This window comes from Megasphaera vaginalis (ex Bordigoni et al. 2020) (assembly GCF_900240295.1).
GTDB lineage: Bacteria > Bacillota > Negativicutes > Veillonellales > Megasphaeraceae > Megasphaera > Megasphaera vaginalis.
This window is the reverse complement of the sequence record NZ_OEQB01000004.1, coordinates 29,789-44,643: the sequence shown is the minus strand read 5'-3', so window position 1 is coordinate 44,643 and position 14,855 is coordinate 29,789. Positions and strand designations below refer to the sequence as shown.

The following is a 14,855-nucleotide window of genomic DNA, read 5'->3' as shown; positions in this document are numbered from 1 at the left end:
TAAAGGAGACCTTTTATTTATCCTTTTTTTAACAGCAGCGTTCGCTCAATGAGCGGTTTGTACAGTTCGTATTTCTCCGTAAGCTCGTCGGCCGAATATTGTTGATACTGGGGCAGCGCTTTTAAGCTCTGGAATGAGTTGAGCAGAATCGCGTGAAATCGTTCGTCGACGATCATATAAAACGCTTTCGCCTTATTGCGTATATACTGCCTGTTCTTTTTCAGGAAGCCTGTCGAATAGTTCGAGTAAAAAGAAAGATTGCCGCCGCAGTATGAGCTTGTTTCTGGCGATGACAGGAGCGTCCCCATCGTAATCGCGCTGTTCTTGTTCATCGTGTCCGTCACGGTTTTGAAATGTTGCTTCCGTTCGTCTACGGTCAGATTATATTCAATGTCGGTCAAGTAGATATACCCTGATTCCAGATAGCGGATCAGCGACGTCGCCGGCACGATGAAATCCATCTCCGACTTGCCCAGGATTTCTTCCCACATCACGCAAAGCCGCGTTACGGAGAATGCCTGTTCCGGCGGGACGCTCTGCATGATGTTTTCGAAAACCGCATGCGGCAAAAGAAAGTCGAATCCGTTTGTCAAAAACCAGAAGAAGCGATTCGTCGCATAGAAAGATGAGCGAAATCCCAGCTCGTCCATGCCCAGAGAGTTGACGGGGAAGAGGAGCCGCTTTTTTTCATTCGCATTGAAGCTGAATTTCTCATAAATATCCCGGACCATGGCTTCGTCGTAAATGTAGGTGCACATGTTGAAACGCGCCGGCGTCGTCATGGCGTATTGAATGACGAAGATATCTTTTAAAATGATGAGATTCGTGTTCTGAATATCCTTGGCATCATAAAAGGAAAAATCAATATCCAGGAAACGGTTTAAAATAGTGTAGATGTGCGTGATGTAAGCGGGATTTTTTTCCAGGCGTTCCAAGTCAAGGCCGACATGGACGGCTAGGTTCGACATGCCCAGATTGATGTTGTTGAAGTTTTTCCAAAAGCCGGCATCGAAGAGGTTGCAAAATTCGCCGAAGATTAAGAGTTCACCGTCGCCTTCCAGACTTTGGATGCCTTTTTGCAGGGCATCGGTAATAAATGTCGCCGTATCGTGGAAGCCTGTAATGACGCGGACGGCGGATTTCGTTTCCTTGTTTTTCGGCGTGCTTTTTTGTCGCACTGTCGCTCTGTAGGCGGCACAAAGATACTGCCCGATTTCAAAACCGAGATTTTCCGGATTCGGCGTGATCGGAAAAGATTTGTAGAACGCCTCCTCCTTTTTTTTGCTGATGATGATATCGGCGAAATAGTGCCCCATTTCTTCATTGATTCGTTCGACATATTTGGAAGAGGGAAGCTTGGTTCCGTTACTCCACTTGCTGACGTAAGAAATGTCATATCCGACGATGTCGGCAAGAGAAATGAATTTCGTCTGCGTGAATGTAATCAATCGCTTTAAAGTAGCAGCATAACTTTCCGAAATCATGAAGATCCCCTTTCATCTTTCGTATATATTAGTGCATAATTAGTCAAGTCATATATTCTATTCTATCACGTTATGCAAATATCTCAAGCAAAAGCGGTATTTTGAATCAAAACTATGCAAAAAAAGTCAAATCAGTCCTGTTTTGTTCCATATGGAACATGGTATACTATACGTAAACGGTTAAGGCATACTTCTTATATGTCTAACTTCTCGTTTCGCATTTATATTACTTTAGAGGAGGTCATGTGAAATGGCTTATGAAAACATCAAATTTGAAAAGCAAGGCTCTATCGGTATTCTGACGATTTCCCGTCCGAAGGCTCTCAACGCATTGAACACGGCAACAGTTATGGAACTGAATGATTGCGTTGGCAAGATCGAAGTCGATCCCGAAGTAAAAGTTGTTGTCGTTACAGGCGACGGCGCAAAATCCTTCGTAGCCGGTGCCGATATCGTGGAAATGTCCACCAAGACTCCTGTTGAAGGCCGTACTTTCGGCAAAATTGCACAAGATACCTTTACTCGCATCGAAAACCTGCCGCAGCCGGTTATTGCCGCTGTAAACGGTTTCGCTCTGGGCGGCGGTTGCGAACTCGCCTGCGCTTGCGATTTCCGTTATGCATCTGATAATGCCAAATTCGGTCAGCCTGAAGTCGGCCTCGGCATTACTCCTGGTTTCGGCGGCACACAGCGTCTGCCCCGTGTCGTTGGTCGCGGCTATGGTAAAGAATTGATTTTCCGCGCAAATATGATCAACGCTGAAGAAGCATATCGCATCGGTTTGGTTAACAAAGTTGTTCCGCAGGATCAATTGATGGCGGAAGTTCTTAAAGTTGCCAACCAGATCGCCGGCAATGCTAAGGTTGCTGTTCAGCTCTCCAAGGCTGCCATCAATCGCGGTATCAACTGCGACGTCGTTACTGGTATCGCTTATGAAGATGAAGTATTTGCTCTTTGCTTCTCTACAGATGATCAAAAAGAAGGCATGGCCGCATTCGTTGAAAAACGGGAAAAACATTTTACAGATAAATAAAATGTGTTTTTGAACGAAATAGATTCAGTCTGGTTACGGCTTAAGTCTTTGGCTTAAGCCGTAATAATTTATAAAACCTGTTCAACAGGAAAAAACTCACTCTATAGGAGGATAAGTTAACATGGATTTTAAGCTTAATGAAATGCAATTGGACATTGCCAACCTTGCGAAAGATTTTGCAGAAAAGAAATTGGCTCCGACCGTAAAAGACCGCGACGAAAATGAAGTTTTTGATCGGGCTATCGTTGATGAAATGGGTAAATTAGGGCTTCTCGGCATTCCTTACGAAGAAGAAAACGGCGGTGTCGGCGCCGACTTTCTCAGCTTGGCGGTTGCTTGCGAAGAAGTTGCCAAAATTGATCCTTCCATTGCATTGAGCTTCGAAGTTCACACGATGCTTTGCTCTTGGCCGATTTGGAAGTTCGGGACGCCGGAACAGAAAAAGAAATATCTCGTTCCGTTGGCGCAAGGTACCAGCCTCGGTGCCTTCGGCCTGACAGAACCGAATGCCGGTACAGATGCTTTGAACGGCTCCACGACGGCTGTTAAAGACGGCGATTATTACGTTTTGAACGGCGCCAAAGTCTTCAATACGAACGGCGGGGAAGCGGAAGTTACCGTCGTTTTCGCTGCGACAGATAAATCCAAAGGCGCTAAAGGCATGAGTGCTTTCATTGTTGAAAAAGGAACCCCGGGGTTCACGTACGGCAAAAAAGAAGTTAAGATGGGGATCCGTGCATCTGTGCAGCGCGAGTTGGTTTTCCAGGACGTTCGCGTTCCCGCTGCCAACATGCTCGGCAAAGAAGGGGAAGGCTTTAAAATCGCGATGATGACCTTGGATGGCGGTCGTGTCGGCGTTGGCGCACAGGCTCTCGGCATTGCCGAAGGCGCGTATAACGAAGCCGTAAAATACGCAAAAGAACGTGTACAGTTCGGCAAACCGATTGCTACCAAACAGGCGATTGCGTTCATGCTTGCCGATATGAAGCTGAAAATCGAAACGGCACGTTGGGCTGTATATCAGGCGGCATGGAAAATGTCGCAGCCTGATGTGAAGTCCTATTCGATGGATGCCGCTATTGCTAAAAAATATGCTTCCGATGTAGCCATGCAGGTAACGACAGATGCTGTTCAGGTATTCGGCGGTTATGGCTTTACGCGGGAATATCCTGTTGAACGCTATATGCGCGATGCGAAGATCACACAGATATATGAAGGTACGAATCAGGTACAGCAGATGATTATTTCCGGTGCTATTCTCCGGTAATCATGTGATTGACCGATATCGTTGATAAAAAGAGACGGACTCTTTGCCGAGCCCGTCTCTTTTTATTGTGTCAGCATACGCCAGAGGCCGACACCGATGAAGAAGAGGATCAGGAGAAAACTGACGACTCTTGTTTTCGTGAATATTTTGGGATTGTTTCGTATATTTTTCGGCGGCTGCGGCGGCGTGATCTGTTGGGTGCCGCAAATAGGACACATGCGTACGCCGTCCCGCAATTCGGTACCGCAGGTTTTGCAAATCATCGTATCACCTCCAATGCCGACGGGTCTCTTTCATGATACCATGATTTACGCGGGATGGAAAGCGCGGAACGGTTGCCGCTGCCGCCGGGACATGATATACTTGACGAAAGCGGTACGCCGAAAGCGGAGACTGACGGCAAACCGGATTTTTTGTTTATCGTACTGATCTACGGAGGCTCGTCCTCCGCGAGAAGGCGGGATTATATGCGCGCACTACCCCTATGCCTTCGCATAGGGGTTTTTCTGTGTGTTTTCTGTAAGCGACGAGGAGGATAAGATGGAAGAAACGCGTGTTGCCCTGATCGGTATCATCGTCAGCGATCCCGCTGCTGCGGAAGCGCTGAATGAGATTCTGCATACCTATAATTCGTATATTATCGGACGCATGGGGCTGCCATATCAGCAGCGGAACATTTCCGTCATCAGCATCGTTCTCGACGCGCCGCAGCCCGTCATCAGCGCCGTCGCCGGCAAGCTCGGCATGGTGCCGCACGTTACGGCGAAGACGATTTATGCCAATTTGCCTGATTAGGCACAAAGGAGTTTTCATGCTAAAAATTGCCATTTACGGTAAAGGCGGCATCGGCAAATCGACGATCACGAGCAATCTTGCCGCGGCATTTGCCGTTCTGGGGAAACGGGTTATTCAGATCGGTTGCGATCCCAAAGCCGATTCGACATTCAACCTTTTAGGCGGTCAGCCCGTACAGCCGATTATGAATTATATGCGCGATTTCGATATGGAACCGGAGTCTATCGAAGCGGTGTCGAAAATTGGCTTCGGCGGCGTTCTCTGCCTTGAAACGGGCGGACCGACGCCGGGCTTGGGATGTGCCGGCCGCGGTATTGTGGCGACGTTCAGTCTCCTGGAGGATCTGGGGCTTTTTGCGCAGTACGGGCCGGATGTCGTGTTGTACGACGTTCTCGGTGATGTCGTCTGCGGCGGCTTTGCCGCGCCAATCCGGGAAGGCTACGCTGAGATCGTCATTATTGTTACGTCCGGTGAAAAAATGTCGCTTTATGCGGCTAATAACATTTATACCGCTGTCTGCAATTTTGCCGACAGAAGCTACGCCAAAATGGGCGGCATCATTTTGAATCGCCGAAATATTCCCGACGAAGAACGAAAGGTACGGACTTTTGCCGCTGAACGAGGGCTGGAAATTATCGGCGATATTCCCCGCAGCGATGATATTATCCGCTTTGAAGAGAGCGGCAAGACGGTCATTGAAGGCGATCCGTCATTGCCGATCAGCCGAAATTTCCTAACCATTGCCAAGACGCTGTTGGCAGATAAGGGAGCCGATCATGACACCTAAAGCTTATGTTTGTACAGCGGCCGATCTTGCGGCTGCAGGCGTCGAACAAATTCCCGCCGCGTTTATTACGGCGGAACATCTGATTTATAATTCGCCGGCCGCATTGGCTTTTAATTCGCCCGGCGCCGAAGGGTTCGGCGTTAAACGGGCCGGACTTGCCATTCCCGGCTCGGTCATGCTCCTCGTCGGCCCCGGCTGCTGCGGCAGGAATACGACGATTCTCAGCGAAATGAGCGGTTACAGCGAGCGCTTTTTCTTTTATATTATGGATGAAACCGATATCGTTACCGGACGGCATTTGACAAAACTTCCGCAAGCCGTCGGCGAAATCTGCGCCAGTCTTGAAGCGCGCCCTTCCGTTGTCATGATCTGTCTGACCTGTGTCGATGCGCTGTTGGGAACCGATATGGAACGGGTTTGCCGTAAAGCAGCGGCGGCTGTGGGGCTGCCTGTCGTGCCGTGTTATATGTACGCCCTGACGCGGGAGGGGCGGAAGCCGCCGATGGTTGCCGTGCGCCAGGCCGTATACTCCCTGTTGGAGGAGCGGCCGAAAGAGGCGGATCATGTCAATATTCTCGGATACTTTTCTCCCCTCATCGATTCTTGTGAAATTTATCCCTTACTTCGCCGGGCAGGCGTAAAAAAAATTCAGGAAATCTCCCGTTGTAAGACATTTGAAGAATATCAGGAGATGGGAGCTGCCAACTTCAACCTCGTTTTGCACGAAGAGTCAAGATTGGCCGCCCGGGATTTGCAGGAGCGGCTTCATATGCCGGGCGTCGAATTGACGAGGCTGTACGACATCGAAAAGATCCGGCGTCAATATGCGATTTTTGCCAACGCCTTGGGGATGACTTTTGATGACGGGGCCTATTTTGAGGAAGCGAAGGAAGCTGTCGGTCTGTTTACGGCAATGCACGGCGATACCGTTTTCGCCGTCGGCGAAATGGCCAATGCCGACCCGTTCGAGCTCTCTGTCGCGCTCTGTCGTTACGGTTTGCGCGTGGCCGAGATTTACGGCACGGTGACGCCGGAACGGTTCGTTTATATCCGCCAACTGGCCCGGCTCAGTCCGGAGACGAAGATCATGTCCAATTTATCTCCGTCCATGCTGTACTATGAGCCTGACGCCGCCGTTACGGCGACGATCGGCAAGGACGCGGCGTATTATCATCCTGACGCCGCCCGGGTTCTGTGGACGGAAGAACGGCAGCCTTTCGGCTATGCCGGTGTGACGAAACTGTTTCGTTCACTGCAGAAGGTGATGGAGAAAGGAAAAGGAGAATAAATATGAAAGGATTGTGGAAATATATTTCTCCCTTTGCGCCCGACCAAGCGGGGGTTTCGTCTGTTCTCTACGAGTTGGGAGGGATCGTCGTCATCTGCGATGCCGGCGGTTGCGCCGGGAATATCTGCGGTTTTGACGAACCGCGCTGGTTCGGCAGGCGCAGCGCCGTTTTCAGTGCCGGCCTGCGAGATATGGACGCCGTCTTGGGACGTGACGACCGTCTTGTCGATAAACTTTGCGAAGCGGCGAAGACGATTGACGCCTCCTTTGCCGCGATTATCGGCACGCCCGTACCGGCTGTCATCGGTACCGATTACAGAGCGTTGAAACGGCTGGCGGAGAAACGGCTTCACCTGCCGGTTATGGCCATTGATTCTTCTGGCATGGATTTTTACGATACGGGCATAGAAAAGGCTTATGCAGAACTTTTTCGGACGTTTACGGTAACCGACAGGCCGCGCCGGCGTCGTACCGTCGGGGTCATCGGCGCTTCGCCGCTCGACCTGCTGCGGGCAGATGATGTGACGGCGATCACGGCGGCTCTTAAGAAGGCGGGCTGGCAAGATGTCCTCATCTACGGGCGCGGCAGCTTGGACGTGATCGAAGAGGCGGCGACGGCAGAGAAGAATATCGTTCTTTCGCCGGCCGGACTGAAGAGCGCCGCGTATCTGGAGCGGTACTGTAATACTCCTTATGAAGCGGCGTATCCCGTTTTGCCGCACCTTGATTGCGCCGTAAAGGGCAGGACGATTCTCGTCGTGCACCAGCAGGTGGCGGCCAACGCTTTGCGACAGCAGTTGTTGGACAGAGGAGCGGCTGCCGTCACGGTGGCGACATGGTTTACGTTGGCGCCGCAGTTGGCGGCTGCCGGTGATGTGGCCCTTCGCGAGGAAGACGAGTTCATTGCCCTGGCCGACTGCGATAGATTCGACGTGATCGTCGGCGACAGCTTCTTCAAACGAGGGCTCAAACATTTTCACGGAACCTTTGTCGACGTGCCGCACGTTGCCGTTTCGGGAAGGACGGCAACCGATGACTGATACAGTGCGTATCTGCGTGTTCGGTATCGTTCAGGGCGTCGGCTTCCGGCCTTTTGTCAGCCGCATTGCGATTGCAGCAGGGATTTGCGGTACTGTCTGCAATAAAGGATCGTATGTGGAAATTATCGCTCAAGGGGAAACGGCGGCGCTGGCTTCCTTTCAATCGGCCTTGGCGCAGCAGGCGCCGCCGCGGTCGGCGATTTTAAAGATCGATTGCGAAGAGGCGGCAAAAAGTCCGGCGTTTGCCGATTTTACCATCGTTGAGAGCACCCGGGAAGCCGGCGCCGTTTTTGTCTCTCCCGATATTGCCGTTTGTGAAACGTGCAAGAAGGAGCTTTTTGATCGACACGACCGCCGCTATCTTCATCCTTTTATCAACTGTACGGCTTGCGGGCCGCGGCTGACGATTCTCGATTCCATGCCCTACGACCGGGAACGGACGAGTATGGGCGATTTTCCCATGTGCCGCGCCTGCCGCGACGAATATTACGACAGCGCAAGCCGGCGTTACGATGCGCAGCCTGTGTGCTGTAACGAGTGCGGCCCCGTCGTTTACGTTTACGGCGGTACGGAGCAGGGCGCTGCGGCGATCACGGCGGCGCGCCGCAGCATTGCCGGCGGCGGTATTGTCGCCGTCAAGGGCATCGGCGGGTTTCACCTCTGCTGCGACGGTACGAACGAAGCTGCCGTCAAGCGCTTGCGCCGCTTGAAACGGCGGCCTGTCAAGCCCTTTGCTCTGATGCTCCGGGATTTGGCGGCAGTACGGCGCGAGTGCGTCCTGCCGGCGACGGCGGAACCGATCCTTGACGGTCACGCCAAACCGATCATCTTGTTGGCAAAGAAAGCCGGCGGGCTGGCGGCGCCGTCGGTGGCGCCGCATAATCCTGCCGTCGGCGTTATGCTGCCTTATGCGCCGTTACAGCTCCTTCTTTTTACGTATCCTGACGGCGTCGATATGCCCGATGTTCTGGTCATGACCAGCGCCAATGCGTCGGGAGCGCCGATTTGCCGTACTGACGAAGATGCGGCGAGGGAGCTGACCGGTCTATGTGATATGATCTTGTCTCACAATCGGACGATTCGCCTTCGCGCCGATGATTCGGTCATGCGTTTTTACCGCAACCGGCCGTATATGATTCGCCGCTCCCGCGGTTACGCACCCTTGCCGGTCATGGGGCCGGAATTCTTCAAAGGCGCAGTCCTGGCCATTGGCGGAGAATTGAAAAACACCTTCTGTCTTGCGAAGGATGCGCTTTTCTACCTTTCTCCCTATGTCGGCGATCTGGGTGACGTGCGGACCATGGCGGTTTTGCGCGAATCCGTCGCGCGCCTGGAAGAGCTTCTTGAAGTGCGGCCGACAGTCGTCGCTTGTGACCTGCACCCTTTGTACCATTCGGCGCAGATCGCGGCCGAGCAGGGCTTGCCGTTGATCAGGATACAGCACCACTATGCGCATATCCTTTCCTGTTTGGCCGAAAACGGCGTCGACCGTGAGGTCCTCGGCATTGCCTTTGACGGTACCGGGTACGGTACGGACGGCACAATCTGGGGAGGGGAGATTTTGCAGGTTTCGTACAGCGGCTTCCGCCGCGTCGCGTCGATCAGGCCCTTCCGACAACCCGGCGGGGACAGCGGCGCCAGGGAAGGCTGGCGCATTGCCGTTTCCCTGCTCTATGACGGTAACGGTGACAAGGCGGCGACGCAGGCGTTGGTAAAACGGCTGGCTCTGGCGACGGAAGCGGAGACGGCGGCGCAGTTCTTTTTGGCCGATGAAGGATTGAACAGCGTCGTTTCGACGAGCGCCGGCAGACTTTTTGATGCGGTCAGTGCCGTTTTGGGGTTGTGCCGCATTTCGACGTTTGAAGGTGAAGCGGCGATGGCGCTGCAGTTTGCCGCTGAGGAATGGGAAAAAAATCACGGTCCGGCGGCAGCGTATACCGATTTGGCGCCGGAAGCGGACGACGGCCGGCTGCTATTGCCGACGGACCGACTTTTTCAACGGCTGACAGCCGATTTTCTGGCCGGCGCCGCGGCAGGATTGCTGGCGTATCGCTTTCATGCATCGCTGGCGTTAATGACGACGGCTGTCTGCGTGCAGCTTCGCCGCACTGCCGGTCTCGGCGCCGTAGCGTTGAGCGGCGGCGTATTTCAAAACACCTTGCTTCTCCGGCTTTGTGAAGAGAACTTGGCGGCGGCGGGCTTTCACGTATATACGCACAGTCTCGTGCCTGCCAATGACGGCGGTATCGCCTTGGGACAGGCTGTGGCGGCGATGTATTCCATACAACAACGATAAAAGGAGACGATTTTCATGTGTGTAGGCTTGGCGGCACGTGTTGTGAAGGTAAATAAAGATATGGTATTGGTCGATGCGTCTGGGGCACGGCGTGAAGTGTCGGCCGAATTGCTTGACGAACTCGATCCCGGCGATTATGTCATGATTCATGCCGGGATGGCGATCGCCAAGATTACGGCAGATGATGAAGCTGAAACGACGGCTCTCTTGGAGGACTTATAATGGCCCGCCAGGCTTATGATATCGTGACCCGTTACGACGGCAAGCCGCTGCGGATCATGGAAGTGTGCGGCACGCATACGCATGAAATTTTCCGCCTCGGTATTCGGCAGCTCCTGCCGCCGGCGCTGGAATTGATTTCCGGTCCGGGCTGTCCGGTTTGCGTGACGCCGGTTTCCTTTATCGACGAAGCGATTTGGCTGGCGCTGGAACGGGGCGTTACGATTTGCACTTTCGGCGATTTAATCCGCGTACCGGGAACGCAGCTGAATCTGGCTGCTGCGCGCAGCTGCGGCGCTCGCATTGAACCCGTCTATGCGCCGCAAGATGCGGTGATGTATGCGGCGGCTCACGGCGAGGAAGAAGTCGTCTTTTTGGCCGTCGGTTTTGAGACGACGGCGCCGGCGGCCTGTCTTGCCGTGCAGCAGGCTGAAGCGGCGGGACTGACGAACTTTTCTCTGTTGACGGCGAATAAGACGATGCCCAACGCGTATCGCGCCATGGCCGGCAGCTGTGACGCCTTTATCTATCCCGGCCACGTTCATGCGGTCATCGGCACGGCGATTTGTGAGGAACTGGCGACACAGGGCATCTCCGGCGTAATCGCCGGTTTTACGGCGAAAGAACTGCTTACGGCGTTAGCGTATATCGTCGTCAAGAGCGGGGCCGGCGAGCCCTTCTTTCAAAACTGCTATCCCCGTGTCGTGCGACGTGAAGGCAGTCCGAAGGGACAGGCTATTATCGACGGCGTCATGGAACTGTGTGATACGGAATGGCGCGGTCTCGGCGTGATTCCGAGCTCGGGCCTGCAACTGCGCGCAGCTTACGCGGCGTACGACAGCCGCCTGAAGTTCGCTGTGCCAAAGCAGGCGGGCAAGGCGAATCCGGCCTGCCGCTGCGGCGACGTGCTGCAAGGTAAATGCAGGCCCGTCGATTGCCCCGTTTTCGGCAAGGCCTGCACGCCGGACCATGCCGTTGGCGCCTGCATGGTGTCGCACGAAGGGACGTGTGCGGCCTTTTATCAATACGGAGGAATTTAAATGGATACAGTAGTTACATTGGCTCACGGCGCCGGCGGCGCCAAGACGGCGGCGTTGATCGACAGTGTTTTTAAAGCTCATTTTTCGAATCCTGAATTTACCGGTGACGATGCGGCAATCCTGTCGATCGGACAGGAGAAGCTGGCGTTTACGACGGACGGCTTTATCGTTTCGCCGCCTGAATTCAAGGGCGGCAATATCGGCAAACTGAGTATCTGCGGCACCGTCAACGATCTCGCTTGCATGGGGGCTAAGCCCCTGTATCTTTCCTGTGCCTTCGTCATTGAAGAAGGATTTCCGCTGGCGAAGGTGGAAACGTACGCGGCGGCGATGGCGGAGACGGCTGCCGCGGCCGGCGTCCGCATCGTCGCCGGTGATACGAAGGTAGCCGGCAAAGGGCAGGTGGACAATCTCTTTATCACGACGACCGGCATCGGCGTCGTGCAGGACGGTATTCAAACGTCAGGATCGCTGGCTAAACCGGGTGATGCCGTTATTGTCAGCGGCGATGTCGGCCGCCATGGTTGTACGATTTTGTTGGCCCGCGATAAATACGGCATCAATGCCGAAGTCGACAGCGATTGTGCACCGTTGTGGCAGACCGTGGAGTCGCTCTTTGCCGTGACGAAAGACCTTCATGTTCTGCGCGATGCCACGCGCGGCGGCGTCGGTACGGTTCTTTACGAAATTGCCGGCCAGAGCCGCGTCGGTATCCGGCTCGACGGCTCTGCCGTTCCCGTGGCTCCGGCTGTCCGCGGCGTTTGCGGCATGCTCGGGTTGGAACCGCTTTATCTCGCCTGTGAAGGAAGATTGGTTATCATTGCACCGCAGGAACATGCCGCTGCGCTTGTCGATGTGCTGCGGCAGGGGCCGTATTCGCAGCACGCCGCCGTCATCGGCACGGTAACTGCCGAATTCGCCGGGCAGGTAACAGTGACGACGGAAATCGGTGCGCAGACGCTGCTGCCGCCTCCCGGCGGAGAGCTGCTGCCGCGGATTTGCTGAAACGGGAGAGAACGATGATTTATGAAAACGAAATACATCCCGACGTTATTTCGCCTGTAGTGACGCCTGACGGTGCCGAAATACGGATTGGCGACGCGGCTTATCCGCGCCCTTTTCGGATCGGGCTGCAATATGCGTCGCCGGCGCGCGGCCATTGGACGATTGCCCACTCGCCGTTGCTCATTCCCGAATGCCACGAGATTTACGTCTGCTGCGCCTGCTGCCTGCATGGCGTCGTCCTTTCGGCCGACGAGGTGCCGGGCGGCGCTGCACGGTTTTCCATGGTGACCTTGACCAATGAAAATATCATTAAAGGAAATCTGGAAGAAATGATGATCGACGGCATTGCGCATATCATTGAAAATCTGCCGCACCGGCCCAAATGTGTCGAAGGGTTTACGAGCTGCATGCAGCATTTTATGCACATCGACCTGCACGTCGTTTACGGGGCGTTGCGGCGCCGTTTTCCCGATATCGATTTTATTGACGGCTACATGATTCCGACACTGCAACGCCGTTTTACGCCAGATGTCCTGGGACGGCGGCAGCTGCTGCGGGCCGTGACGAAACTGCCGCGCCGCCGGGCCGTCAATGTTATCGTCAATTACTATCCTGTCGATGCCGAAAATGAATTGACGGTCATGTTGCGCGGCAGCAAGTGGGAAATCCAAGATTTTGCCGCCTGCAAAACGTATGAACAGTATAAAAATCTGGGAAGCGCCGCGGCCAATCTTTATTTTTTGCCTAATGCGGCGGCGGCGGCGAAAGATCTGGAGCGCCGTCTCGGCCAGGAAGCGATTTACGTGCCTTATACGTATTCTTACGAAGAACTGCGGGCCAATTTGCGCCGCGTCGCCGAGCGTTTCGCGCTGGAATTGCCGGATACGGACGGCTATGAGCGGGCCATCGAGACGAAGGCGAAGGCATTGCTGGCGCGCGTCGGCAAGACGCCCGTCGCCATTGACTATACGGCGACGCCCAGACCGTTGAGCCTGGCCCGTTTTCTGCTTGACCGCGGTTTTTCCGTCTATGCCGTTTATCTCGACAGTATCAGTTGTGACGAAGAGGCTGATTTCCGGTACCTGCAAAGCGCTTATCCGCACCTGTCGCTGCGGTCGACGTCGCACTACAAGCGGCGGTTGTTGAAACGGGATGATAATGAACGGTACGGGAAGGTGTTGGCAATCGGGCAGATGGCGGCATATTTTACGAATACGCCGCATTTCGTCAATCTTATCGAAAACAGCGGTTTATATGGTTACGTCGGCATCTTGAAGCTTCTCGACCTGATCGGCGACGCCGGCGAAGAAACAAAAGATGTACGGTCCATTATTCAAATTAAAGCTTGGGGGTGTCGCGGGTGAAACAGGCACAGCGCGTGCTTTCTACGTATGCCGTCGACCTTTTCGGCATGGCGTCGGCGCTTTTCGAGTTGGGCGGGCTGATCGTCATGCACGATGCGTCCGGGTGTAATTCGACATATAATACGCATGACGAGCCGCGATGGTACGATACGCCGAGCATGATCTATATTTCGGGTCTGCGTGAAATTGACGCGGTGCAAGGCGATGACAGCCGGCTCATCGACGATATTGCCGCTGCCGCGGCAGAGACGCGCCCGCAGTTCATCGCCATCGGCGGCAGTCCGATGCCCAACGCCATCGGTACGGATTTTCAAGGAATCGAAAAGGTGACGGAAAGGCGGACGGGGATTCCGACTTTCGGGTTCCGTACCGACGGTATTCACAGTTATCTGCCCGGCGCCGGCGAAGCGTATGTGGCCTATGCCAAACGGTTTCTCCGGGAGCCGACGAAGGCGCCGCAGCTGCCGGCGCGGCGCGTCAATCTCCTGGGGCTGACGCCTCTGGATTTTTCCGTTGTCGGCAATGCGACGACGTTGAAAAAACTGCTTGCTGATCGGGGGCTGATTCTGCAGTCGTCATGGTCTATGGGAGATGGTCCCGAGCGGTTGGCGCAGGCGGCTGATGCCGACGTCAATGCCGTCGTTTCAGCGACCGGTTTTTACTTGGCGCAATATATGCAAGAAGCATATGGCATCCCGTATGTCGTCGGCATTCCCGTCGGCGCTGCCGGTGAAGCGGCTTGGATTGCCGCACTGCAGCGCGGCGACATGGCGTATCTGACCGGACTCAGGGGAACGGAAAAGCGGCTGAAGGCGAAGCATGCCATGGCGGAGTTGAATGCCTGGAAGGCGGAGCAGGTGTATGACGACAGCCCTTGCGATCTGGTACTGATCGGCGAGCCCGTCTGGCTCCTGTCGCTGCGGCAGTTTCTGCGGCGGCGGCAGCCGTCGGCGTCGATCCGGCTCATTTGCCCTATGGCCGATGCGCCGTCGCTGCTCTTAACGGACATTGCCGCCGTTAGCGTCGAAGACGTACTGCGCAGCGAATGCCGCAAAGGACGGCGTGTTATTGCCGATCCCATTTACAGCCGGCTCTTGCCGGAAGAAGCGGGAAAGTTCATCTCCTTTCCCCATGAAGCGTATTCGGGACGGCATTACCGTCGGGATATTCCCCTTTTCATCGGCAGCGCCATGGAGGCGTGGGCTGATGAAAAGAACTTGTGAGGGAGGACTCTGCA

General features: G+C 54.5%; 14 protein-coding genes. 12 read left to right on the top strand and 2 right to left on the bottom strand.

Going from position 1 to position 14,855, the window contains the following annotated elements; translation table 11 throughout:
* Positions 1 to 17 precede the first annotated feature (17 nt).
* Positions 18 to 1,484, bottom strand: a complete 1,467-nt coding sequence (locus tag C0977_RS06030) for a hypothetical protein (RefSeq protein WP_101912768.1) — start codon at positions 1,482 to 1,484, stop codon at positions 18 to 20.
* Between the two features lie 250 nt (positions 1,485 to 1,734).
* On the opposite strand from C0977_RS06030, the gene C0977_RS06025 reads away from it, so the two are divergent.
* Positions 1,735 to 2,517, top strand: coding sequence for an enoyl-CoA hydratase-related protein (locus C0977_RS06025; protein ID WP_101912767.1), 783 nt, complete (start codon positions 1,735 to 1,737; stop codon positions 2,515 to 2,517).
* A 121-nt stretch (positions 2,518 to 2,638) separates the two neighbouring features.
* On the top strand, positions 2,639 to 3,784 hold the full coding sequence (locus C0977_RS06020) for an acyl-CoA dehydrogenase (protein WP_101912766.1): 1,146 nt from the start codon (positions 2,639 to 2,641) through the stop codon (positions 3,782 to 3,784).
* Positions 3,785 to 3,846: 62 nt separating this feature from the next.
* Here the strand turns inward: C0977_RS06020 and C0977_RS06015 are convergent, their stop codons facing one another.
* Positions 3,847 to 4,047 carry a zinc-ribbon domain-containing protein gene (locus C0977_RS06015; protein ID WP_101912765.1) on the bottom strand — a complete coding sequence of 67 codons (201 nt, stop codon included), beginning with the start codon at positions 4,045 to 4,047 and terminating at the stop codon, positions 3,847 to 3,849.
* A 277-nt stretch (positions 4,048 to 4,324) separates the two neighbouring features.
* Here C0977_RS06015 and C0977_RS06010 point away from each other — a divergent pair, with 277 nt between their 5' ends.
* The 10 genes from C0977_RS06010 to C0977_RS05965 are packed head-to-tail and all read left to right on the top strand — an operon-like array spanning position 4,325 to position 14,841.
* Positions 4,325 to 4,579, top strand: coding sequence for a TM1266 family iron-only hydrogenase system putative regulator (locus tag C0977_RS06010; protein WP_101912764.1), 255 nt, complete (start codon positions 4,325 to 4,327; stop codon positions 4,577 to 4,579).
* A gap of 16 nt (positions 4,580 to 4,595) precedes the next feature.
* Positions 4,596 to 5,366: an AAA family ATPase gene (locus tag C0977_RS06005; protein ID WP_023054018.1), complete on the top strand. Its 771-nt coding sequence runs from the start codon at positions 4,596 to 4,598 to the stop codon at positions 5,364 to 5,366.
* Positions 5,356 to 6,654, top strand: a complete 1,299-nt coding sequence (locus C0977_RS06000; protein WP_101912763.1) for a nitrogenase component 1 — start codon at positions 5,356 to 5,358, stop codon at positions 6,652 to 6,654. Before C0977_RS06005 ends, C0977_RS06000 begins: the two co-directional genes overlap by 11 nt.
* Positions 6,655 to 6,656: 2 nt before the next feature.
* A complete protein-coding gene (locus C0977_RS05995; protein WP_101912762.1) occupies positions 6,657 to 7,694 on the top strand; it encodes a nitrogenase component 1 in 1,038 nt (345 codons plus the stop codon).
* Entirely contained in the window at positions 7,687 to 9,990 is a 2,304-nt protein-coding gene (gene hypF, locus C0977_RS05990; protein WP_101912761.1) for a carbamoyltransferase HypF, read from the top strand. Before C0977_RS05995 ends, hypF begins: the two co-directional genes overlap by 8 nt.
* A 15-nt stretch (positions 9,991 to 10,005) precedes the next feature.
* Positions 10,006 to 10,212 (top strand): HypC/HybG/HupF family hydrogenase formation chaperone, encoded by a 207-nt coding sequence (locus tag C0977_RS05985; RefSeq protein ID WP_023053992.1) that lies wholly within the window; start codon positions 10,006 to 10,008, stop codon positions 10,210 to 10,212.
* On the top strand, positions 10,212 to 11,249 hold the full coding sequence (hypD, locus tag C0977_RS05980; protein ID WP_101912760.1) for a hydrogenase formation protein HypD: 1,038 nt from the start codon (positions 10,212 to 10,214) through the stop codon (positions 11,247 to 11,249). The genes C0977_RS05985 and hypD overlap by 1 nt, the downstream gene beginning before the upstream one ends.
* Positions 11,250 to 12,254, top strand: coding sequence for a hydrogenase expression/formation protein HypE (hypE, locus tag C0977_RS05975; protein WP_101912759.1), 1,005 nt, complete (start codon positions 11,250 to 11,252; stop codon positions 12,252 to 12,254).
* A 14-nt stretch (positions 12,255 to 12,268) separates the two neighbouring features.
* Positions 12,269 to 13,618, top strand: a complete 1,350-nt coding sequence (locus tag C0977_RS05970) for a nitrogenase component 1 (RefSeq protein ID WP_023053972.1) — start codon at positions 12,269 to 12,271, stop codon at positions 13,616 to 13,618.
* Positions 13,615 to 14,841 carry a nitrogenase component 1 gene (locus C0977_RS05965; protein ID WP_101912758.1) on the top strand — a complete coding sequence of 409 codons (1,227 nt, stop codon included), beginning with the start codon at positions 13,615 to 13,617 and terminating at the stop codon, positions 14,839 to 14,841. The genes C0977_RS05970 and C0977_RS05965 overlap by 4 nt, the downstream gene beginning before the upstream one ends.
* The last annotated feature ends 14 nt before the right edge of the window (positions 14,842 to 14,855 follow it).